At 71.6% G+C, this 21,915-nt stretch carries 20 protein-coding genes; 9 read left to right on the forward strand and 11 right to left on the reverse strand.

Annotation, left to right across the window (positions count from 1 at the left end):
- Nucleotides 1–14: 14 nt before the first annotated feature.
- The gene (locus J2Z30_RS01890; RefSeq protein WP_044576706.1) at nucleotides 15–1,706 is read right to left on the reverse strand and encodes an NsdA family TPR-like regulatory protein; all 1,692 of its coding nucleotides are present in this window, start codon (nucleotides 1,704–1,706) and stop codon (nucleotides 15–17) included.
- A 205-nt stretch (nucleotides 1,707–1,911) separates the two neighbouring features.
- Here J2Z30_RS01890 and lipB point away from each other — a divergent pair, with 205 nt between their 5' ends.
- The 4 genes from lipB (at nucleotide 1,912) to J2Z30_RS01910 (ending at nucleotide 5,021) form a co-directional block, all read left to right on the forward strand.
- Complete coding sequence (gene lipB / locus J2Z30_RS01895) at nucleotides 1,912–2,736, forward strand: lipoyl(octanoyl) transferase LipB (RefSeq protein WP_209468497.1); 825 nt, start codon at nucleotides 1,912–1,914, stop codon at nucleotides 2,734–2,736.
- A gap of 191 nt (nucleotides 2,737–2,927) precedes the next feature.
- Nucleotides 2,928–3,878, forward strand: coding sequence for a lipoyl synthase (gene lipA / locus J2Z30_RS01900; RefSeq protein WP_044576704.1), 951 nt, complete (start codon nucleotides 2,928–2,930; stop codon nucleotides 3,876–3,878).
- Between the two features lie 254 nt (nucleotides 3,879–4,132).
- Entirely contained in the window at nucleotides 4,133–4,330 is a 198-nt protein-coding gene (locus J2Z30_RS01905; RefSeq protein WP_044576703.1) for an SCO2195 family GlnR-regulated protein, read from the forward strand.
- A 10-nt stretch (nucleotides 4,331–4,340) separates the two neighbouring features.
- Nucleotides 4,341–5,021 carry a DUF4191 domain-containing protein gene (locus tag J2Z30_RS01910; RefSeq protein ID WP_044576701.1) on the forward strand — a complete coding sequence of 227 codons (681 nt, stop codon included), beginning with the start codon at nucleotides 4,341–4,343 and terminating at the stop codon, nucleotides 5,019–5,021.
- 152 nt (nucleotides 5,022–5,173) lie between these two features.
- On the opposite strand, the gene J2Z30_RS01915 is transcribed toward J2Z30_RS01910, so the two are convergent.
- Nucleotides 5,174–5,641, reverse strand: coding sequence for an RDD family protein (locus J2Z30_RS01915; RefSeq protein ID WP_078956950.1), 468 nt, complete (start codon nucleotides 5,639–5,641; stop codon nucleotides 5,174–5,176).
- 255 nt (nucleotides 5,642–5,896) lie between these two features.
- Here J2Z30_RS01915 and glnA point away from each other — a divergent pair, with 255 nt between their 5' ends.
- The gene (gene glnA, locus J2Z30_RS01920) at nucleotides 5,897–7,306 is read left to right on the forward strand and encodes a type I glutamate--ammonia ligase (RefSeq protein WP_020871969.1); all 1,410 of its coding nucleotides are present in this window, start codon (nucleotides 5,897–5,899) and stop codon (nucleotides 7,304–7,306) included.
- A gap of 69 nt (nucleotides 7,307–7,375) precedes the next feature.
- Here the strand turns inward: glnA and J2Z30_RS01925 are convergent, their stop codons facing one another.
- The 5 genes from J2Z30_RS01925 to J2Z30_RS01945 all read right to left on the reverse strand — a co-directional run bounded on the left by J2Z30_RS01925 (nucleotide 7,376) and on the right by J2Z30_RS01945 (nucleotide 13,610).
- Nucleotides 7,376–8,569 carry an Ig-like domain-containing protein gene (locus J2Z30_RS01925; protein WP_044576696.1) on the reverse strand — a complete coding sequence of 398 codons (1,194 nt, stop codon included), beginning with the start codon at nucleotides 8,567–8,569 and terminating at the stop codon, nucleotides 7,376–7,378.
- Nucleotides 8,570–9,016: 447 nt separating this feature from the next.
- Nucleotides 9,017–10,393: a hypothetical protein gene (locus tag J2Z30_RS01930; protein ID WP_044576695.1), complete on the reverse strand. Its 1,377-nt coding sequence runs from the start codon at nucleotides 10,391–10,393 to the stop codon at nucleotides 9,017–9,019.
- Nucleotides 10,394–10,536: 143 nt separating this feature from the next.
- Entirely contained in the window at nucleotides 10,537–11,727 is a 1,191-nt protein-coding gene (locus tag J2Z30_RS01935; protein ID WP_044576693.1) for an Ig-like domain-containing protein, read from the reverse strand.
- 347 nt (nucleotides 11,728–12,074) lie between these two features.
- Nucleotides 12,075–12,965, reverse strand: coding sequence for a GNAT family N-acetyltransferase (locus tag J2Z30_RS01940; RefSeq protein ID WP_044576691.1), 891 nt, complete (start codon nucleotides 12,963–12,965; stop codon nucleotides 12,075–12,077).
- A 6-nt stretch (nucleotides 12,966–12,971) separates the two neighbouring features.
- A complete protein-coding gene (locus J2Z30_RS01945) occupies nucleotides 12,972–13,610 on the reverse strand; it encodes a LysE family translocator (protein WP_044582062.1) in 639 nt (212 codons plus the stop codon).
- Between the two features lie 173 nt (nucleotides 13,611–13,783).
- On the opposite strand from J2Z30_RS01945, the gene J2Z30_RS01950 reads away from it, so the two are divergent.
- Nucleotides 13,784–15,748, forward strand: a complete 1,965-nt coding sequence (locus tag J2Z30_RS01950) for an ABC transporter ATP-binding protein (RefSeq protein ID WP_308279630.1) — start codon at nucleotides 13,784–13,786, stop codon at nucleotides 15,746–15,748.
- A 46-nt stretch (nucleotides 15,749–15,794) separates the two neighbouring features.
- On the opposite strand, the gene J2Z30_RS01955 is transcribed toward J2Z30_RS01950, so the two are convergent.
- Nucleotides 15,795–16,307, reverse strand: a complete 513-nt coding sequence (locus J2Z30_RS01955) for an inorganic diphosphatase (RefSeq protein WP_044576689.1) — start codon at nucleotides 16,305–16,307, stop codon at nucleotides 15,795–15,797.
- 83 nt (nucleotides 16,308–16,390) lie between these two features.
- A complete protein-coding gene (locus J2Z30_RS01960) occupies nucleotides 16,391–17,092 on the reverse strand; it encodes a TetR/AcrR family transcriptional regulator (RefSeq protein WP_044576687.1) in 702 nt (233 codons plus the stop codon).
- Nucleotides 17,093–17,212: 120 nt separating this feature from the next.
- Between J2Z30_RS01960 and J2Z30_RS01965 the strand changes: the two genes are divergently transcribed.
- From J2Z30_RS01965 to J2Z30_RS01975, 3 genes are read left to right on the forward strand one after another with little or no spacing between them, the layout of a single operon-like run.
- Nucleotides 17,213–18,268, forward strand: a complete 1,056-nt coding sequence (locus tag J2Z30_RS01965) for a medium chain dehydrogenase/reductase family protein (protein ID WP_044576685.1) — start codon at nucleotides 17,213–17,215, stop codon at nucleotides 18,266–18,268.
- Nucleotides 18,265–19,806: a carotenoid oxygenase family protein gene (locus tag J2Z30_RS01970; protein ID WP_078956949.1), complete on the forward strand. Its 1,542-nt coding sequence runs from the start codon at nucleotides 18,265–18,267 to the stop codon at nucleotides 19,804–19,806. Before J2Z30_RS01965 ends, J2Z30_RS01970 begins: the two co-directional genes overlap by 4 nt.
- A 44-nt stretch (nucleotides 19,807–19,850) precedes the next feature.
- Entirely contained in the window at nucleotides 19,851–20,483 is a 633-nt protein-coding gene (locus J2Z30_RS01975; RefSeq protein ID WP_044576681.1) for a GntR family transcriptional regulator, read from the forward strand.
- 144 nt (nucleotides 20,484–20,627) lie between these two features.
- On the opposite strand, the gene J2Z30_RS01980 is transcribed toward J2Z30_RS01975, so the two are convergent.
- The gene (locus J2Z30_RS01980) at nucleotides 20,628–21,035 is read right to left on the reverse strand and encodes a cupin domain-containing protein (RefSeq protein WP_245387433.1); all 408 of its coding nucleotides are present in this window, start codon (nucleotides 21,033–21,035) and stop codon (nucleotides 20,628–20,630) included.
- Nucleotides 21,032–21,841 carry a carbon-nitrogen hydrolase family protein gene (locus J2Z30_RS01985; protein WP_044576678.1) on the reverse strand — a complete coding sequence of 270 codons (810 nt, stop codon included), beginning with the start codon at nucleotides 21,839–21,841 and terminating at the stop codon, nucleotides 21,032–21,034. The genes J2Z30_RS01980 and J2Z30_RS01985 overlap by 4 nt, the downstream gene beginning before the upstream one ends.
- Nucleotides 21,842–21,915 lie beyond the last annotated feature (74 nt).

Below are 21,915 nucleotides of genomic sequence, written 5' to 3' on the forward strand. Positions count from 1 at the left end.
TATCCCGGCCGCCCCTACCCCAGCGCCGCCACCCGCTCCCGGTAGCCCCGCACCGGTGCCGCGTCGCGGTACGGCTCCAGGCGGCGCTCGAAGTCGCGTACGTACTCCGCCGCCCGCACCGACCGCATCTCCGACGCCTGCTGCGCCGCCTCCGCGCCCAGCTGGCACGCCTGCTCCAGCTCGCCGAGGCCCAGCCGCGCCGTCGCCAGCACCACCCGGCAGAACAGCCGGCTGCGCGCGAAACCGGCGCCGTGGAGCTGGAGGGAGCGCTCCGCGTGCTGGGCGGCGGCGCGGTACTGCTGCAGATCGCGGTGGCAGTGGCCGAATTCGTCGGCCAGCTGCGCCTCGTCGAACAGCCGCGCCCAGTACGGCACCTCGTCCCCCGGCCGGGCCGCCTCCAGCGACCGCTCGGCGCGGGCGAGCGAGGCGGTGCACGCACGCACCTCGCCCAGCACGCCGTGGCCACGCGCCTCGATCGCGTGCAGCAGCGACTGCAGCACCGGCGGGGCGCCGCCGCCGACCCCCTGCTGGGCCACCCGGGCCAGTTGCACGGCTTCCCGCCCATGGCCGAGATAGACGGCCTGGCGGCTCATCGTGACCAGCACATAGCTGCCGTATGTGCGGTCCCCGGCCGCCTGCGCCAGCCGCAGCGCCTGCACGAAGTAGCGCTGCGCCAGGCCGTGGGCGGCGATGTCGAACGAGGTCCATCCGGCCAGCCGGGTCAGATCGGCGATCGCGCCGAACAGCCGCCGCCCTGTCGCCTCGTTGTACGAGCCGCGCAGCATCGGCTCGCCCTCGTGCTCGAGATAGCGCACCAGGGCCTGCCGGGCGTGGCCGCCGCCGTACGTCTGGTCCAGGGTCGCGAACAGCTCCCCGACCGAGCGCAGTGCCGCGATGTCGCCGCTGGTCACCCGGTAGCCCGGACCGCGCCGGTCGCGGTCGTGGCGCCGCTGGCGGGGCAGCGGCGCCCGGCCCTGAGGGCCATGGGCGCCGTGCGAGCCGTGGGCACCGTGCGGGCCATGGGTGCCATGGGTGCCGTGAGATCCCTGGGCACCGTGAGCGCCAGGGGCGCCCTGACCGACCGCGCGCCCCACTGCCGCCCCCGCAGGGCCGCCCAGCGGGCCGCCCGCCCGGCCGCCCTGCGCGGGCAGCCGCCCGGTCCCGGCTCCGGCCGCCCCGGCGGCACCGGCCCCCGGCCCGGCCCCGGCTCCGACCGCCGCCCCCGCCGGAGCGGCCCCCGGCGGTGGATCGCCGCGCGCCACCCGGTCGTCGGGCCGTCCGATCAGCCAGTCGCGGCTGGGGACGACAAGACCCGCCGGGGTGAACGCGATCTTCCGCAGCTCCGCATGGCTCCCGGAGTCCTTGCGCCACAGCCCGCTGACGATGTCCACCGCCTCCTGCGGGGTGGCGGCGAACTCCAGCCCCGCGTAGACGGGGGCACATGCGTCCAGGCCCAGGTCCTGGGCGGTCAGCCGGCGTCCCAGCCGCCGGGTGAACACCTCGGCGATCAGCGCCGGGGTGGTGCCGCGCGGCTGCTGTCCGCGCAGCCACCGTGTCACCGATGTCTTGTCGTACCGCAGGTCCAGGCCGTGCTCCAGTCCGAGCTGGTCCACCCGCCGGGCGAGCCCGGCGTTGGAGAAGCCCGCCTCGGCGATGAGCGCGGCGAGCTGACGATTGGGAATGCGCTGCGGGGGTCGTTCCGTCATCAGCCTGCCGGTCTCCCTGATCGCTCTGTGGAACGGCGCGAATGTAACCGCCGCTCGAGGGCTGATCGCGGCCGTCCGGCGGCATTCATCCGATCGTGTGAGAACGAGCCGGGTGCGGACGTAAGGGGACACGGTCGTACAGTGGCGGGGGCGCCGCCGCGAGGCTCCGCCTCCCCATCCGACGCGGGTCGAGAAGGAGCTTGCCGTGACCGCCGTGACCACGTCTTCCCCGGGGTCGGCCCCCGGTTCACCGGCGCTGGCTTACGTCCACCTGGGCTTCGGCTCGGACGCCGTGGACTACGAGGAGGCGTGGCAGGAGCAGCGCCGGGTGCACGCGGCCCGCTTCGCGGACGAGATCCCCGACACCTGCCTGCTGCTGGAGCACCCCCCGGTCTACACGGCGGGGCGGCGCACGGCCGACAGTGAGCGCCCGCTGGACGGCACCCCGGTGGTGGACGTGGACCGCGGCGGCAAGATCACCTGGCATGGCCCCGGCCAGCTGGTCGGCTATCCGATCCTCAAGCTGCCGCGCCCGGTGGACGTCATCGCGCATGTCCGCCGCCTGGAGGACGCGCTGTTGCGCACCTGTGCGGAGTTCGGTCTGGCGACCACCCGGATCGAGGGCCGCAGCGGGGTGTGGGTGCTGGGCGACCCGGTGGACCAGCGCCCCGCGCTCGGCGGGCTGAAGCTGGACTTCGACCCGCGGCTGGAGGACGAGGAGTTCGACGCACGGCTGAACGGGCCGGAGTACGCCCCGTCCAACGCCGGGCAGCGCCGCGAGGACCGCAAGCTGGCCGCCATCGGGGTGCGGATCGCCAAGGGCGTGACGATGCACGGCTTCTCGCTCAACTGCAATCCGGACAACACCTGGTTCGACCGGATCGTGCCGTGCGGCATCCGGGACGCGGGTGTGACCTCGCTCTCGGAGGAGCTGGGCCGGGATGTGCCGATCGCCGAGGTGCTGCCGGTGGTCGAGCGGCATCTGCGGGACGTTCTGGAGGCCTCCGTCCCGCTGCCGCGAGCGGTCTGACCCTCCCGGGCCGTTCCGACCGTTCCGGGACGGCCCTTGCGGGAATGCGTCCTCGCAGCGTTCGGTTGCCCTGGACGTAAAACCGTACGAACCACGGGCGTACCCTGGTGACCGCCGACGATTCGAAAGCCCGCCGGCAAACTCGCCACGCCGAGCCGCCAAGCAGAGTCGAGCAAAGAGGAGTGCCGGACGTGTCCGCAGTCGCACCCGACGGACGCAAGATGCTGCGCCTGGAGGTCCGGAACAGCCAGACCCCCATCGAGCGCAAGCCCGAGTGGATCAAGACCCGGGCGAAGATGGGCCCCGAGTACACCGAGCTGCACGGCCTGGTGAAGCGGGAGGGCCTGCACACCGTGTGCCAGGAGGCGGGCTGTCCGAACATCTATGAGTGCTGGGAGGACCGCGAGGCCACCTTCCTCATCGGCGGCGACCAGTGCACCCGGCGCTGCGACTTCTGCCAGATCGACACCGGCAAGCCGCAGGCGCTGGACCGCGACGAACCGCGCCGGGTGGCCGAATCCGTACGCACCATGGAGCTGAAGTACGCGACCATCACCGGTGTGGCCCGTGACGATCTGGAGGACGGCGGCGCCTGGCTCTACGCGGAGACCGTGCGCCAGATCCACTCCCTGATGCCGGACACCGGCGTGGAGCTGCTGATCCCGGACTTCAACGCGGTCCCCGAGCAGCTCGCCGAGGTCTTCTCGGCCCGTCCCGAGGTGCTCGCGCACAACGTCGAGACGGTCCCGCGGATCTTCAAGCGCATCCGCCCCGGCTTCCGTTACGAGCGCTCGCTCGAGGTGATCACCAAGGCGCGCGAGGCCGGTCTGGTCACCAAGTCCAACCTGATCCTGGGCATGGGCGAGGAGCGCGAGGAGATCAGCCAGGCGCTCCAGGACCTCCATGACGCGGGCTGCGAGCTGATCACCATCACCCAGTACCTGCGGCCGTCCCCGCGGCACCACCCCGTGGAGCGCTGGGTGAAGCCCCAGGAGTTCGTGGAGCTCAAGGAGGAGGCGGAGGAGATCGGTTACGCCGGTGTCATGTCCGGCCCGCTGGTCCGCTCCTCGTACCGCGCCGGCCGTCTGTACCAGCAGGCCATCGAGCGGCGCAATGTCGCGGTGACTTCTCAGGCTGTCTGACTCTCCGTCGCCGCTCCGCCATCACGTTCCGTCGGCGGTCGGCCGTGTGAGCAACACGCTGTGTGATTGCGAGCACACACAGATTCGAGGGCTCCGCGAAAGCCGCAGGTCAAGGGTGGAATACGGGCCACAGCAGGGCTTCATCGGTGTTTGACCGGCCAGTCACGCACTGGTAACACCATTGGGTAACGATTGAGCCACCCACTGCTTATACGTAGTGCGTAGCAATCATCCGCCGCTTCCGAGGGGTATCCATGCCGGCTGCGCCCGTACGCCCGTCCGTCACCGACGCGCTCCTCGCCCTGGAAGGCCTGCTGTTGCGCGGCGGGCAGCGCACCGCCCGCCGCAACGCCTGGACGGCCGTGCTCGAGGACCGGCGCCGGGCCAAGGACCGGGACGAGGCCGAACACGTGCTGGAGGCCGTGTCCACCGGGGCTTCCCAGGCCACGTAAACTTCGCTGTATGGCGAGGAAGGAAACATCCGAGAACCCCGGGCGGCTGAAGCAGATCGCCCTGACCTACAAGATGACCAAACGGGTCGACCCGAAGGTCACACTTGTCGTCGCCGGCGTGGGGATTGTCACCTTCGGTGTCCTTCTCGCGATCGGCTTCTGGATCGGCCACCCGATCTTCCTGGGCATCCTGGGCTTCGTCCTGGCCTTCCTCGCGATGGCGATCATTTTCGGCCGCCGTGCCGAGCGGGCCGCCTTCGGACAGATGGAGGGCCAGCCGGGCGCGGCGGCGGCGGTGCTGGAGAACGTGGGCCGCGGCTGGTCGGTGACCCCCGCGGTGGCGATGAACCGCAACCAGGACGTCATCCACCGCGCGGTGGGCAAGGCGGGCGTCGTGCTGGTCGCCGAGGGCAACCCGAACCGGCTCAAGGGCATGCTGGCCGCCGAGAAGAAGAAGATGGCGCGCATCGTCGCGGAGGTCCCGGTCCACGACGTGATCGTCGGCTCCGGCGAGGGCCAGGTCGAGATCAAGAAGCTCCGCACCACGCTGCTGAAGCTCCCGCGGGTGCTGCCGGGCGCGCAGGTCACGGTGGTGAACGACCGGCTGCGCGCGCTGGGCGACCTGATGAGCAACATGCCGATTCCAAAGGGCCCGATGCCCAAGGGGATGCGGATGCCGAAGGGGCGCTGAGCGCCTCCCTCACCGAAACGGATACAGGACGGCGGCCGCGGAGAGAGACTCCGGGGCCGCCGTTTCGTGTGTAACGCAGTTGTACGCAATCCGCGCGCTCAGACCCTGATCTGCATCCGCGGGCTCAGACCCTGATCTGCACCGCGCGCGCCTCAGACCCTGATCTGCACCGCGCGGGAGAGCCGGTCGTGCAGCCCGCGGGTGTCCCGGTCCCAGACCACCGCCGGGATGACCAGCACCAGCAGCACACTGCGCAGCACGGCCCGCGGCAGGCTCAGCCGCGCCCCGCCCTCGCCGACGACCCGCAGCTTCAGCAGCAGCTTGCCGGGGGTGGCGCCGACGGTGCCCACGGTGACCAGGCTCAGCACCAGGAAGACCAGCAGCGCCCAGTTCCCGGCGACCTGGGCGTTACGGCCGGACAGCAGCGCGTAGGAGACGAGCAGGCACAGGCCCCAGTCGATGAAAACCGCCCCGAAACGGCGTCCCAGCGGCGCGATGGAGCCCGGTCCGCTCTCGGGAAGACCGAGGCCCTGGCCCCGGTAGCCGAAGTCGACGCCCATCTCCTCGGCGGCCGCGCGGGGCCCGGAAAGCCACGATCCGATTGCTTGCCTCTTGTCCACTCGTCTACGTTACTGCGACCGCATACGTTCCCCCGGCCGGACCCCTTCCCAGCGGTTCCCGCGCCCCCGTATGGCGCCTTTTCCGAGGCCATAAGGTTCCCGCAGCCACCCTCGAGCCGGTTAACCTGGGTGAAACAAATGGGTCATGCCCGGGAAATCCCGTCTGCTTATGGTCGGCGGGAGCGCGCCACCGCACATGGAATCGCGCCACCGGACATATCCCCGTCCCACCGCGGCCGGGCTAGGAGGAGTTGGATGTTCCAGAACGCCGACGACGCTCGGAAGTTCATCTCGGACGAGGACGTGAAGTTCGTCGACGTCCGCTTCTGTGACCTTCCCGGCGTCATGCAGCACTTCACCGTACCGGCGGAGGCGTTCGACCCGAACGAGGAGCTGGCCTTCGACGGCTCGTCGATCCGGGGCTTCCAGGCGATCCACGAGTCGGACATGGCCCTGCGTGCCGACCTCTCCACGGCGCGTGTCGACCCGTTCCGCCGGGACAAGACCCTCAACATCAACTTCTTCATCCACGACCCGATCACGGGCGAGCAGTACAGCCGTGACCCGCGGAACATCGCCCGTAAGGCCGAGGCGTACCTCGCCTCCACCGGCATCGCGGACACCGCGTACTTCGGTCCGGAGGCGGAGTTCTACGTCTTCGACAGCGTCCGCTTCGAGACCAAGGCGAACGAGGCCTTCTACCACATCGACTCCGAGGCGGGCGCCTGGAACACCGGTGCGCTTCAGGACAACCGTGGCTACAAGGTCCGCTACAAGGGCGGCTACTTCCCGACCCCGCCGGTCGACCACTTCGCCGACCTGCGCGCCGAGATCAGCCTCGAGCTGAACAAGTCCGGCCTCCAGGTCGAGCGCCAGCACCACGAGGTGGGCACCGCCGGCCAGGCCGAGATCAACTACAAGTTCAACACGCTGCTGGCCGCGGCCGACGACCTGATGCTGTTCAAGTACATCGTCAAGAACGTGGCGTGGCAGAACGGCAAGACCGCGACCTTCATGCCGAAGCCGATCTTCGGCGACAACGGCTCGGGGATGCACGTCCACCAGTCGCTGTGGCAGGGCGGCTCCCCGCTCTTCTACGACGAGCAGGGCTACGCGGGCCTGTCGGACACCGCCCGCTACTACATCGGCGGCATCCTCAAGCACGCCCCGTCGCTGCTGGCCTTCACCAACCCGACGGTGAACTCCTACCACCGGCTGGTCCCGGGCTTCGAGGCGCCGGTCAACCTGGTGTACTCGCAGCGTAACCGCTCCGCCGCGATGCGTATCCCGATCACCGGCTCCAACCCGAAGGCCAAGCGCGTCGAGTTCCGCGCCCCGGACTCCTCCGGCAACCCGTACCTGGCCTTCTCCGCCCTGCTCCTCGCGGGTCTGGACGGCATCAAGAACAAGATCGAGCCGGCCGAGCCGATCGACAAGGACCTCTACGAGCTCGCCCCCGAGGAGCACGCGGGCGTCCCGCAGGTCCCGACCTCCCTCCCGGCCGTCCTCGACTCCCTCGAGGCCGACCACGAGTTCCTTCTCCAGGGCGGTGTCTTCACCTCCGACCTGATCGAGACCTGGATCGACTACAAGCGCACCAACGAGATCGCCCCGCTGCAGCTGCGTCCGCACCCGCACGAGTTCGAGCTCTACTTCGACGTGTGAGCCGACGTCTGAGCGTGGCTGAGCCCCGCCACCGCCCCTCGGGCGGCGGCGGGGCTCAGTGCTGTTCGGTCAGACGATGGTCTGGTTGTTGGTTCCGGTCGACCCGCTGAAGTTGGCGTCACCGGGGTAGACCGCGGTGATGGTGTAGCCGCCCGCGGGCAGGCTGGCGGAGGTGTCGGTGAAGAAGGCGAACCCGGAGGCGTTCACGCTGCCGCTGCCGGTGACGGTGTTCGTCCCGTCGGTGACGGTGAAGGTGACCGTTCCGGTAGGGGCGCCCGCCCCGGGGGGCACGGGCTGCACGAAGGCGACGTAGGTGACGTCCTGCCCCACCGTGGAGGGGTTGGGGTTGGAGCTGGCCGTAGTGGTCGTCAACGCCTTGTTCACCGCCTGCGTGGGCAGTGCCCCGGACGATGCGGCGAAGTTGGCGTCACCGCTGTAGGTGGCCGTCACGGTGTGCGCGCCGGTGCCCAGGTTGGTGAAGGTGTGCGACGCCGTGCCGCCCATCAGCGCCTTGACGACCGTACCGCCCCCGGTGCCGCTGACCATGATGGTGACCGTACCGGTCGGGGTCCCGCTCGCGGGCGGGTTCGGGGTCACCGTGACGGTGAACGTCACGGGCTGCCCGAACACGGACGGGTTCACCGAGGACGTCACCGTGGTCGTCGTCGCGGCCGGCGTGGGATTCACGGTCTGCGTGTCGGTGCCGACGGACGGCAGGAAGTTGGCGTCGCCGCTGTACGTGGCGACCACGGTGTGGCTGCCGACGCCGAGGGTGCTGAGGGTGAGCGTCGCCACGCCCCCCACCAGCGGCTGGACGAACGTACCGCCCCCGGAGCCGCTGATGATGAAGGTGACCGTGCCGGTCGGGACGCCCGCACCGGGCGCGACCGGCGTCACCGTGGCGGTGAACGTCACCGGCTGCCCCAGCGTCGACGGATCCGGCGCCGACACCACCGAGGTCGTCGTCGACGCCTGGATGACGACGATGACATTGGTGCCGGTGGAGGCGGTGAAGTTGACGTCACCGCTGTAGGTGGCGGTGACGGGGTGGACTCCGACGCTCAGCCCCGCCGGGACGGTGACCGAGGTCGTGCCGCCCGACAGCGTCCCCGTGAGGGTGGGGCCACCGGTGACGACGAACGTGACGGTGCCGGTGGGGGTGCCGGTACCGAGCGGTATCACGGTGGCGGTGAGCGTGACCGACTGGCCGGACACCGCCGGGGTCGGAACCACCGTGACCAGGGTGATCGTGGGTGAAGCCATGACAGGCCCTCCAAATGGCGTGGGGTGGTGGGCCGTTACTCGCCACGCGTTGCCATAAGCCGGGCGTGGCGGCGTATCGGAGGCTAGGGGGTGCGCACGTACGGCGATCGACGCGGGTACATACCCGCTTCACCGTCCCCCGGCAGATGTGGAACCCACCGGTCTGTAGCACCAGTAGGCGCGTGGCTCGCCACCAACGCCATAGATATGACGCCGAATTACCCCATATAGCGCAGCGCTCGCCGGCCCTCCTCGCGCACACCATCCGCCCCGTGCGGCGCGCGTTCCCCACGGTCAGAGCACCGCGTACGCATCGCGCACATGCGTGTGCCGTGTGCACACGAGGGCGCGGGGGTGCGGGGCTCGGGGGTGCGGGGCCCGGGGGTGCGGGGGCCCGGGAGTGCGGGGGCCCGGGAGTGCGGGGCCCGGGAGTGCGGGGCCCGGGGGTCAGCCGTCGCCGAAGCCGCCTCCGAAGCCACCGCCGTCGCCGAAGCCGCCGCCGTCGCCGAAGCCGCCGCCGAAACCGCCGTCGTCGAAGCCACCGCCGGAGTCGCCGCCGTCCCCGCCGTCGCCGAAGCCACCGTCGAACCCACCGGTCCCGTAGTCGGGGCCGAGGGACCCGCCCAGCAGCGTGCCGACCAGCAGTCCGGGCAGCAGCATCGAGCCGTAGCCGCCGAAGTAGCCGCTCGCCCAGGGCCCGTAGGCCGGACCCGCGTCCCAGTACGGACGGCGCCGGTCGCCGCCGACCGGGACGGTGCGGGCGTCCGGGTAGCGGCCGTCGTCGATGCGGGTGGCGTCGGCGGCGCAGGCGGGTACGGAGCGCTGGGTGCCGCCCGGGGGCGCCCACGGAACGTCCCGGACCGAGGGGCCGTGGCGCGGGTCGAAGAAGCACGGAGGACGCCGCTGGGGCAGCGCGCCGCCCTCGCGGCGGGCTTCGAGCACCGCCAGCGCGAAGCGGCCCTCCTCCAGCGCCTCGGTCACCGGCCGTACGTCCTCGGGCCGCCGGGCGGCGGCGGACCTGGCCTTCGCCTCCTCGTAGGCGTCCAGGGCGCGGCCGTAGTCGTCCGCCATCTCGGGGGTGGACGCCGGGTCGGCGGGGTCGAAGCGGGTCCCGCTGAGCTTCTCGCCGTACGCGGTGATGTCCTCCTCGACCGCGCCGCGCACCTGCTCCAGCTCGGCCCGTTCGCGCTCGCGGCGCTGCTTGCGGGTGCGCCGCAGCATGTACAGGCCGCTTCCGCCGACGACGGCCAGGACGATCAGCACCGCCACCGCGTCCCCCACCGACAGGGTGGAGCCCCGCGCGCCCTGGTCGCCGCCGCTCCCCTGGCCGGTCCGGTCGTGGATCGCGGTGGCCGTGTCGGTCACGAAGCCGTTCAGGACCGCGGCGAGGTCGTGCGGGTGCTGCCGCAGGTTCCGCTCCGCCAGCGCCTGCGAGGTGCGTCCGGGCAGCACCGAGGTGTCGGAGGCCGCCCCGAAGGAGGAGCCGAGTGCCACCGCGTAGACGCCGGGGCGGTCGACGGCGGCGCGCAGCCGCCCGAAGACGCGCTCACCGCCGTACGCGGGGCTGTCCGGCAGAACGGCCACGTAGACCGGCACATCCGCCTTGCGGATGTGTGCCACCAGGGCACGGGCCTGTCCGGCGCTCAGGGCGTCGGAGGCGCCGGGGTCGACGTACACGGGACTGCTGCGCAGCGCCTTGCCGATCTTGTTCACATCCGTTTCGGCATGGGCGCCCCCGGCGGTGAGCAACACCGCCGTCAGAGCGACGAGGACGGCCAGCAGGAGCGTGCCCCATCGCGGCGTCTTGCCGGACACACTTCGCATTTACCCGCATAGAGGGCATCTATGCGTCGGGATGTCCCTCGGCGCCGCGCATGGCTGGGCCCCGCCACCGCCCCTCTCGGGCAGTGGCGGGGCCCAGTGCTGTGCGATCAGGCCGTGGCCGTGATCGTGGCTGTGATCGTGGCCTAGGCGCCGGTGACGACCTGTGTGTACTCGGAGACGCCCGAGGCTCCGAAGTTGGCGTCGCCCGAGTAGACCGCGCTGACGTCCCATTCGCCTTCCGTCAGTCCCACGGTGAGGAAGGCGAATCCGAAGGCGTCCACGGTCTGCTCGGTGGTGATGGTGGTCGAACCATCGGTGAGGGTGAAGGTGACCGTGCCCGTCGGGGTGCCGTCACCGGGCGGGATGGCTTCCACGAAGGCGACGAAGTCGATCTCCGCGCCCTCCGCGGCCGGGTTGGGGTTGGAGCTGATCGAGGTCCTCGACACCGCCGGGTTCACCACCTGCGTGAGCGCGGCCGACGACGACGCGGCGAAGTTCGCGTCACCGCCGTAGTTGGCCGTCACGGTGTGCGAGCCCGTGCCCAGGCCGCCGGTGGTGAACGTCGCCGTGCCGCCCGACAGGGGCTGGGTGAACGAACCGCCCCCGCTGCCGCTGATCACGAAGGTGACCGTGCCGGTCGGGACCCCGGTGGCCGGCGGGTTCGGCGTGACCGTGGCGGTGAACGTCACCGGCTGCCCGAACGCGGACGGGTTCACCGAGGACATCAGCGTCGTGGTCGTGGCCGCGGGCCCGGGGGTCACGGTGTGGGTGTCGGTGCCGGTGGACGGCAGGAAGTCGGCGTCGCCGCCGTAGATGGCGACCACGGTGTGGCTGCCGACGCCGAGGGTGCCGAGAGTGAGCGTGGCCATGCCTCCCGACAGCGGCTGGGTGAACGTACCGCCCCCGCTGCCGCTGATGACGAAGGTGACCGTGCCGGTCGGGACGCCCGCACCGGGCGCGACCGGCGTGACCGTGGCGGTGAACGTCACCGGCTGCCCCAGCGTCGACGGATCCGGCGCCGACACCACCGAGGTCGTCGTCGACGCCTGGATCACGACGACGGCCGTGGTGCCGGTGGACGGGGTGAAGTTGGCGTCGCCGTTGTAGGTGGCGGTGACGATGTGGGTGCCGACGCCCAGACCGCTCGCGGTGACCGAGGCGGTCCCGCCGGACAGCGTCCCGTTCAGGGTGGGACCGCCGCTGACCACGAAGGTGACGGTACCCGTGGGCGTTCCGGCGCCGACCGGTATCACGGTGGCGGTGAGCGTGACCGACTGCCCGGACACGGCGGGGTTCGGTGCCGCCGTGACCAGGGTGATCGTGGGTGAAGCCATGATGGCCCTCCAAGTGGGGTGGAGTGGTGGGCCGTTACTCGCCACGCGGGGCCGTGACCGCGACGCGTGGCGGCGCATCAGGGGTTGGGGGTGCGCGCTTACGGCGTTCGAGGCTGGATGCGCGCCTCGCCGTCCCCCGGCAGATGTGAAACCCACCGGTCTGTAGCACCAGTAGGCGCGCGACACGTCACCAACACCATGGATACGCCCCCGAATTACCCCATACGGCGCAGCACCCACCCCCTCCCCCAGCGCACCTCCCACCCCGTGCGCGGCGCGCGTGCACAGCCATCAACTGCCCGCGCACGCTGGGCGCGTGGCGTGACGTGGCGTGACGTGGCGTGACGTCAGAGGAAGTGGCCGCTGGCCAGGTAGGGCGCCGGAGGCGGCATGGCACGGAGGGCCAGATAGCCCTCCTGGCCGATGTCGAGACGGGCGGCCAGGCCGACGTCGACCGCCCATTCGTTGGCCGGGGTGATGCAGTTGACGAGGGTGTCGCCGCTGGAGGTGGCCAGGGCCTCCCACAGCAGATCCTGGGCGGTGGCCGGCTGGGCGGCGGCGAGGAGGGCGGCGCGGCCCTGGTCGTCGATGTAGACATAGCCCGGCCTGCCGTAGGCGCGGGAGACGACGAGCCGCAGGGTGCCCCGCATATAGGTGTGGTCGGGGCCGTGGCCGGCGCCGCGCAGGCGCCGGTCGAGGTGGTTCATCCAGTCGATGTCGTCGTCCCGTCCCTCACGGACGCCGGTGATGGCGGGGAGGGTGGCGCGGTCGACGGTGCCGACCATGCGCATCTGGGGATGGAGCGAGAACCCGGCGAGGCGATAGCGCCGGGTCGCCCCGGGGTGGACGGTGGAGGAGAACATTCCCTGGCGGCCGTCGGCATGGGCCAGGGCGGCGTCCATGAGGCGTCGGCCGATGCCCTTGGCCTGGCGGCCGGGGAGCACACCGTAGGTGGCGAGGAACCAGAACGGGCCGCGGTTCTGGGAGATGGCGAAGCCGATGACACCGTCGTCGCCTTCGGATTCGTCCACGGCGACCCAACAGCCGCCGGGATCCTCGATGAGGAAGTGGCGCATCCGGTCGATCCACTGCCGGGAGGCGGCGGCCGGGCGGGGCCGGGGCTCGGGTTCGCCGACTCTCCTGCTGCGGCAGTCGGCCTCGAGGAAGGTGGTGGCCGAGGCGCGTTCGGCGGAGGGGAGGTCGTCGGAGCACAGCGGTCTGACCCGGACGGAGTCCATACGGGACTAGTCCGCACGGCCGGTCGCGGCGACGGTGACGCCGAGGCCGATCATGGAGAGTCCGCCGACGCCGCCGACCATGGCGAGGCGCCGCGGGGAGCGGGCGAACCAGGTGCGGGCGGTGGCCGCGGCCAGGCCCCAGACGCTGTCGGAGATCACCGCGATGGCGTTGAAGACCAGCCCGAGCAGCAGCATCTGCGGCACGACATGTCCCTGCTCGCGGTCGACGAACTGGGGCAGTACGGCGGCGAAGAACACGATCGTCTTGGGGTTGGCCACACCGACCGCGAACCCCTCCCACAGCGTCCGCAGGCCCCCGTGGGCGGGGCCGTCGCCGGTGAAGGCGGCCTGCAGCGAGCGGCGCCGCCGTACCGCCTTGACTCCCAGGTACACCAGATACGCGGCGCCCACCAGCTTCAGCGCGGTGAAGACCAGGACCGAGCGCTCCACCACGGATCCGACGCCCAGCGCCACGGCGACGACCAGTGCATACGCCCCGAGCGTATTGCCGACGACCGTGGTCAGCGCGGCGCGGCGGCCCTGGGCCAGTGCCCGGCCGACCACGAAGAGCACGCTCGGACCGGGGATCACGATCAGCAGGAAGGACATGGCCGCGAAGGCGAACAGTCGGTCGATGGACACCATGAAGCGCATCGAAGCACGCGAACGGCGCGCGGCTCCAGCGCTTTTCCCGGTCGCGTGACGCACCGGAGGCGCTCCACGTTCGGTGGACCTCGCCGTAAACCCCGGGCGCCCGGGTCCCGGTCTGCGGCAGTCTGATGCATACCGAATGGAAAACACACTCTCAGGGGGGATTTGTGACGTCTCGAACCACGGAACAGGCGGAACAGCCACCGGAACCGGCGGCCGAGCGGCCCGGCGAGGAGTTACGGTTCCGGCCGCCCTCGCTGACGGCCTTGGAGAAGCACCCCGTCACCACCCGGGCCATGGCCGGCCGACTGCCCCAACTGGTGTGCCGCTCCCTGGCGTTGGCCTGGAAGGTGGACCGTACGGCGGTAGTGGCGCTGGTGGTGTGCCAGGCGCTGTCGGGGTTCTTCGAGGCGTTCGGGCTGCTGGCCACCACCGGCACGATCACGGCGCTCATCTCGTCCGGCCACATCACCGACCGGCTCCGGGACGCGCTGCCCTCGATCGTCGTGCTGGCGGGGGCGGCCGGGCTGCGGGCGCTGCTGGGGATCGCGGTCGGCAACATCTCCAGCCGGCTCTCCCCGCGGATCTCCCGGGAGGCCGAGACCCAGATGCTGGACGCGGCGATCAACGCCGAGCTGGCGGCGTACGACAACCCCGGGTTCAACGACAAGTGGGACGCGGCGGACCGGGGTGCCGAGGTGGCGCGGGATCTGATCACCGAGTCGCAGCAGCTCATGGCGTGTCTCTCGTCGCTGATCGCGGCGGCGGGCGTGGTCACCGTGCTGCATCCGGCGCTGCTGCCGCTGTTGCTGCTGGCCGCGCTGCCGCAGGGGATCGCGGGGATGAAGGCGGCCCGGGTGCAGTACGAGACCAGTCGTGCGATCAGCGCGGACCGGCGCACGCTCGGGCTGCTGCGCTGGTACATGGTGGACAAGGACATCGCCGATCAGCTCCGCTCCGGAACGATGGCGGAGTTTCTGCTGAAGCGGTACCGGGCCATCGGGGCGCGGGTGGACGCGGCCACCGACAAGGCGGTGCACCGGGGCGCGCGGTACGCGGTGCTGGGGGCGCTGGCCGGAGGGGTGGCGTCCGGGCTGGTCTGGGCGTCGCTGGCGCTGCTGCTGGGCGCGGGGCAGATGTCGGTGGCGTCGGCGGGTACGGCGGTGTTCGCGCTGCGGACGGTCGGCGCCTCGCTCCAGGGGATGGTCGGCTATGGGACGCGACTGTTCCGTACGGGGCTGTATCTGGACGACTGGGCGGAGTTCATCGAGGAGGCGGGCGGGCACCGGATGCGGCGCGGCGCCCTGGTCCCGGCGGCGCCGCGGGTCATCAGGGCCGAGGGGCTGACGTACGCCTATCCGGAGTCCGACGCTCCGGCCCTGGACGAGGTCACGCTCGAGGTGCGGCGGGGCGAGGTGCTCGCACTGGTCGGGGAGAACGGCTCGGGCAAGACCACCCTGAGCAAGCTGCTGACCGGGCTCTATCTGCCCACCAAGGGCATGGTGACCTGGGACGGCGTGGGCGTGGCGGAGCTGGATCCGCAGGCGATGTGGCGGCATACGGCGGTCGTTCCGCAGGACTACGCGCACTGGCCGCTGTCCGCCCGCGACAACATCACCCTCGGCCAGCCGCACGGCGGGGACGAGCGGGTCCGGGAGGCGGCGGTCCACTCCGGGGCGCATGAGGTGGTGGACGGGCTGCGCAGCGGGCTGGACACCCTGCTCGCCCGGCAGTGGTGGGGCGGGGTGGAGCTGTCGGGTGGGCAGTGGCAGCGCATCGCGCTGGCCCGCGCGTTCCACCGGCCCGCGGGGCTGCTGGTGATGGACGAGCCCACCAGCGCGCTGGACGCCCGTGCCGAGCACCGGATCTTCGCGGGGCTGCGGCGGATGGCGGAGGACCGCGCCGTGGTCCTGGTGACGCACCGGCTGGCGAACGTGGCCGTGGCCGACCGGATCGTGGTGCTGGAGCGGGGGCGGGTGATCCAGCAGGGCACGTTCGCGGAGCTGACGGGGTGCCCCGGGCTGTTCCGGGAGCTGTGGGAGCTGCAGAACGACCGCGGGGTGCCGGGGAACGAGCATGGAGTGCCGGAGAACGACCGCGGGGTGCCGGCGCCGCGCGAGGCGGCGCCCTGAGTGTCGGCCCTGCTCATGCTCGGGGCCACGGTGCTGCCGGTCCCGCTCAGGGGCTCTGGAACCGGCCGGTTTCGGCGGCCGCGCGGGCGCGGGAGGCGGCTATCTCGGCGTAGGCCCGGTCGCGGCCCTCCCAGTGGGAGCCCTCGACGGACTTGCCGGGCTCGAGGTCCTTGTAGACCTCGAAGAAGTGGGTGATCTCCTTACGGTCGAATTCGGGGACGTCGTCGATGTCCTGCACGCCGACGTAGCGCGGGTCATGGGCCGGGACGCAGAGGATCTTCTCGTCCGGGCCCTGCTCGTCGCGCATGCAGTACATGCCGATGGCCCGGCAGAGGATCACACAGCCGGGGAAGGTCGGCTCGGCGACGGTGACGAGGGCGTCCAGCGGATCGCCGTCCCGGCCGAGGGTGTGGTCGACATAGCCGTAGTCGGCCGGGTACTTCGTCGAGGTGAACAGCATCCGGTCCAGCCGGATCCGGCCGGTCTCATGGTCCATCTCGTACTTGTTGCGGGACCCCTCCGGGATCTCCACGACCACATCGAACTCACCCTGCTCCATCGCCGCCTCCGCTCCCCGTCGCGCTCCGGTGTCCCTCCAGTGTGCGCCGAGCCCGCCGGGCGGGCAGCTCGGACCGGGGCACTTCAGCTGCCCCGCACCAGGGCGTCGATCTCGGCCTCGAAGAGGACCGACGGATCGAAGCCCATGCCCGTGAACTGGCCTTGCACATCAAGGCTGATCACGCCGTGGAGCCGGGTCCAGGTGCGCAGCGCACGGCCCTTCAGCTCACCGCCGGGCTCCTCCCCGGGCCCCCAGGCGCCCGCGCCCTCGAGATGGCGCGCCAGCTCGGCCTCGAGCTCGGTGAGGGGCTGCTGCTCGTGGCTCGTGGTGGCGCCGTGCGCGGTGGCGCCATCGGCATCGCCGACGGTGGAGCAGGCGTCGAAGATGGTGCGCATCAGCCCGCCCGCGATCTCGGTGGTCTCCGGCGGCGCGTGGTAACCGGGCACCGGGGTGCCGTAGATGAGCAGATAGCGGTCCGGCTGGCGCTTCGCCCAGTCGCGCAAGGCGCGGGCCATGGCGCGGAAGCGGTCGGCGGGGGCGGCGTCGGCGACGGCCTGGGCGAGGGTTTCGGCCAGATCGCGGTAGGTGTCGGTAATCAGCTCGGTCAGCAGCTCGTCCCGGCTCGCGAAATAGCGGTAGAGCGCGGGGCCGGTCATCCCCATCGCCTTCGCGATCGCGTTCACCGAGATGCCCGCCGTGCCCGACTCGGCCAGCTGGGCAAGGGCCACGGCCTTGGCCTCCTCCCGGGTCTGTTTGCGATAGCGCTCTCGCCGTGCTGTCGCCATGGACGCGCCTCCCGTGCGGGTCTTCGAATTCGGACTTGACACCTCGAGAGTAACAGGTTCATTGTTTGGTTAGAAGTTCTCACAACAGCGAGAACGCCTCACATCGAAACGAGGTCAGCCATGCTCACCGAAGTCGTTCTGCCGGGCCAGGTGGAGCCCGAGGGGCTCGAGCTCCGCACCCGCCCGCTGCCCGAGCCCGGTCCCGGGCAGGCGCTGGTGGCCGTCGAGGCGTCGGGGGTCTCCTTCGCGGAGCAGCAGATGCGCCGCGGGAAGTACTACGACCAGCCGCCGTTCCCCTTCGTGCCCGGCTATGACCTGGTGGGCACGGTGGTCTCGACCGGCCCCGGGGTGGATCAGGCCCTGCGGGGGCGCCGGTTCGCGGCGCTCACGAAGATCGGCGGCTGGGCCAGTCACACCCTCGTCGACGCGGGCGATCTGGTGGCGGTCCCCGAGGGGGTGGACGCGGCGGAGGCCGAGACGGTGGTGGTCAACGGGATCACGGCCTGGCAGATGCTCCACCGCGTGGCCAAGGTGCGCCCCGGGATGACCGTGCTGGTCCACGGGGCGAACGGCGGGGTGGGCACCACCCTGGTCCAGCTCGCCCGCCACTCGGGCATCAAGGTCATCGGCACCGCCTCGCCCCGCCATCACGACGCGGTGCACGCCCTCGGCGCCACCCCGCTCGACTACCGCGATCCGGATCTGCCCGCCCGGGTGCGGGCGTTGGCGCCGGGCGGGGTCGACGCGGTCTTCGACCACATCGGCGGCGACGGCATCGTGGACTCCTTCCGGCTGCTCGCCCGCGGCGGCACGCTGGTCTCCTACGGCACGGCGGCCACCCGGGACGTCCCCGGCTCCTCGCGGGCCCCGGTGCTCAAGCTCCTCGCCCGGCTGGCCCTGTGGAACCTGCTGCCGAACGGACGGCGGGCGCATTTCTTCAACCTCTGGGCCGGGCGGCGGCGCCTGGCCGCCTTCCAGGGGCGGATCCGCGCCGACCTGGGGCAGGTGCTGGAGCTGATGGCGAAGGGCGAGTTCACCGCACTGGTGGCGGCGAGGATTCCGCTTTCCGACGCCGCGAAGGCGATGCGGCTGGCCGAGTCCGGCACCGTCGCCGGAAAGGTGGTCCTGGTCGCGGACGAGGACACCCGCCGGAGCGGCGAGGAGGACGCGCGATGAGCGACCGGTTCTTCGGCACATCCGCCAATCCCGCCGGTCCCGCCAAGCCCGCCAAGCCCGGCGACCCCGCCAAGCCCGACGAGTCCGCCAAGCCGCCCTATATCAGCGGCCATTACGCCCCGGTGGCGGTGGAGTCCACCGTCTGGGGCCTCACCGTGCACGGCTCCCTCCCTCCCGAGCTGACCGGCCGCTATCTGCGCAACGGCCACAATCCCCCGCCCGGAGTGGTGCCCTCGCACTGGTTCAAGGGCAGCGGCATGGTCCACGGGCTGCGGCTGTGCGAGGGAAGAGCGGAGTGGTACCGCAACCGCTGGGTGCGCACACCGGCCCTCCACGACGCCAGGGCGGCAGCGAACGGCGAGGGGGCGGCCGCGGGCGGCGAGGGCGCGGTCACGGGTGACGGGGGTGCGGACGGTGCGGAGGATCTCGCCGCCAGCGTCGCCGGCACCCATGTGATCAAGCACGCGGGCCGCATCCTGGCCCTCCAGGAGGCCAACCTCCCCTATGAGTTGACCCCCGAGCTGGCCACCGTCGGCGCCTATGACTTCGGCGGAAAGCTGAACCGGGCCATGACGGCGCATCCAAAGGAGGATCCGGTCACCGGGGAGCTGCACTTCTTCTCGTACTCCCCGTTACCGCCCCACCTCGTCCACTACGTGGCGTCGCGCGACGGCCATATCGTCCGCGAGGAGACCATTGAGGGCGCGGGGCCCTCGCTGATGCACGACTTCGGGCTGACCGAGCGCTATGTGGTGTGGCTGGATCTGCCGGTCGTCTTCGACCCCGCCGAGCGGTCCGGGATCCCCTATCGCTGGTCCGACGGCTACCGGCCGCGCATCGGGATCATGCCGCGCACCGGGCCGCCCCGAGTCACCTGGTGCGAGGTGGAGCCCGGCGCCCTGCTGCACATCGCCAACGCCTATGAGGATCCGGCGGGCCGCGTCGTCATCGAGGGGCCGCGCTATGACCGCACCGCCTGGGAGACCTCCTGGAAGTGGTGGACCGGCGCCCCGGGCCACGCCGCCGTCCCGCTGGTCGGCTCCCTGCACCACCGCTGGATCCTGGACCCCGCATCGGGCACCGCGCGGGAGGAGCCGCTGGACGACCTGGTCACCGAGTTCCCCACGATCAACGACAGCTTGCTGGGGCGGCCCAGCCGCTATGCCTACGCCGTCGCCTTCCCCGGGAGCGGACTGGAGGAGTACGCACTGGTCAAGTACGACGCGGCCACCGGGGCCCGGCAGATAGCGCCGACCGGACCGGGCCGGATGCCCGGGGAGGCGGTGTTCGTGCCCGCCGCCGGAAGCACTGACGGATACGCGGGCGAGGCATCCGGGGGCGGCGGGGGGAGCGAGGACGACGGCTATCTGCTGACCGTCGTCAGCGATCTCCGCCGTGACGTCTCCGAGCTGATCGTCCTGGACGCCCGGGACATCACGGCCGCCCCCGTGGCTATCGTGGAGCTGCCCCACCGCGTCCCCGCGGGCATCCACGGCTCCTGGATACCCGACCACCCCAACGCTGCCACCGGTCCGTGATAATTTTCGTATACGAGTTGTATGCGAAGCAGCATGGGGGCCCAGTGCCAGCGCAGTCCGGACGAGAAAAGGCGTACGCGTTCCTCAAGGAGACCGTGCTGACCGATCCCGACATGCAGGGCAGGTTCCTCACCGAGCAGGAGATCGCCGACCGGATCGGCATCTCCCGGACCCCGATCCGTGAGGCCCTGCTCCTGCTGGCAGCCGAGGATCTGGTCCAGCTGGTCCCCAAGCGGGGTGCGCATATCGCCCCGCTCTCCGGCCGGGAGATCACCGAGCTGATGGAGCTGCGCGGGATCGTCGAGCGCCACGCCGCCGAGCGGACCATCGAGGCGGGCACGGTGCCGGTCGAGAAGCTTACGGAGCTGCTGGAGCGGCAGCGCGAGCTGATGGGGCCGGAGCAGGCCAAGGAGTTCATCGCCGTGGACCACCTCTTCCACGCGACCATGATCGCCGCAGTGGGCAATGAACTCCTCAACCGGCACTACGACGGGCTGCGCAGCCGCCAGATCCGGGCCGGGGTGGTGGCCCTCTACACCCAGACCGGCCGCCAGGAGGAGGTGCTCGGCGAGCACCGGGCGATCCTGGACGCGGTGGCCGCCGGGGACCCGGAGGCGGCCCGCGCGGCGATCAGCGCCCATCTGGGGTCAACGCTGAAGGTGCTGCTCGCCGGGTGAACCACCGCCCGGGGATGAGCCACCGCCTGGGATGAGCCACCGCCCGGGAGCGAGCCACCGCCCGGGGATGAGTCACCGCCTGGGAGCGAGCCACCGCCCAGGGGTGTGTCACCGCCCGGGAGCGAGCCTCCGCCCAGGGGTGCGTCACCGACCGGCTGTCGTCTCCGGATAGGTGATCACCAGCATGGTGACGCCCTCCTCGGAGACCCAGGGGCCATGCGGCATCCCCGGCGGCCGACAGGCGTAGAAGCCGCGCGAGAAGGTCTCCCCCAGGGTCAGATCGCGCATGCTGCCCTCGAGGAGATAGACCTCCTCCCAGCCGTCGTGGCGGACGACCCCGGACGGGGAGGTGTCCGTCCCCGGCTCCCAGCGCACCAGGGCGGTGGTGTGGGTACCGCTCCCGTCCGCGGCGAGGATCTGTTCGCTGACCCCCGCGGCCGCGCCCGGCGGCCGCTGCCAGGGCGCGGCGGGCAGATGGAACTCGTGCTCCGGCTTGGCCCCGCCGCTGCCGCTGCCGCTGCCGCTCATGGACGTACGCCCGGCCTCGCTCATGACTGTCCGCCCAGCTTGCGGTTGGCCAGGACGGACACCGTGCGGCGCACCGCGGTGACCTCCTCGGTGTCCACCTCCCCCACCAGCAGCCCCGGCCCCGCGTCCAGCCGCTCACGTACGGTGCCGTCGGGGCCGATCAGGGCGCTGTGGCCGATACCGGTGGGGGCGGAGGTCGCGGCGGTCACGCCGGACGCCTCCGGGTCGGCCTGGCCCACGGCCGCCAGCCATACGGTGGCGTCGAGTGCCCGCGCCCGGGTCAGCAGCTCCCACTGCTCGCGCTTACCGGGCCCCGCGCCCCAGGAGGCCGGCAGCAGGGAGAGCACCGCGCCCGCGTCGGCGTGGGCCCGGAAGAGCTCGGGGAACCGTACGTCGTAGCAGGTGGCCAGGCCGATCCGGACGCCGTCCAGGTCGAAGGTCACCACCTCGGAGCCCGGGGCCACGGTCTTGGACTCGGCGAAGCCGAAGGCGTCATACAGATGGATCTTGTCGTAGGAGGTCTCCACCCCCGGGCCGGTGGCCAGCAGGGTGTTGGTCACCCGGCCGTCGGGCGCCGGGGTGAACATCCCGGCCACGACCACCAGCCCGGCGTCCTTCGCGATCTGCCGGACCTCGGTGGCCCAGGGACCGTCCAGCGGTTCGGCGATGGGGCCGAGCCGGGTGCCGAAGCAGGCCATGGCCGCCTCCGGGAAGGCGACCAGGCGCGCCCCGGCAGCCGCCGCCCGCTGGGTCTCCTCGCGCAGCAGGGCGAGGTTCGACGCCGGGTCCGGGCCCGTGGTGATCTGGCTCAGTGCGATGCGGAGGGGCATGGCGGGTGCTTGCCTCATTTCCTGGTCGGAGGGTCGGAGTGCGGTCCCGGTCGGGAACGTCGGAGTGCGGCCCT

Source organism: Streptomyces iranensis (assembly GCF_017874715.1).
In the GTDB taxonomy this organism is placed as follows: Bacteria; Actinomycetota; Actinomycetes; order Streptomycetales; family Streptomycetaceae; genus Streptomyces; species Streptomyces iranensis.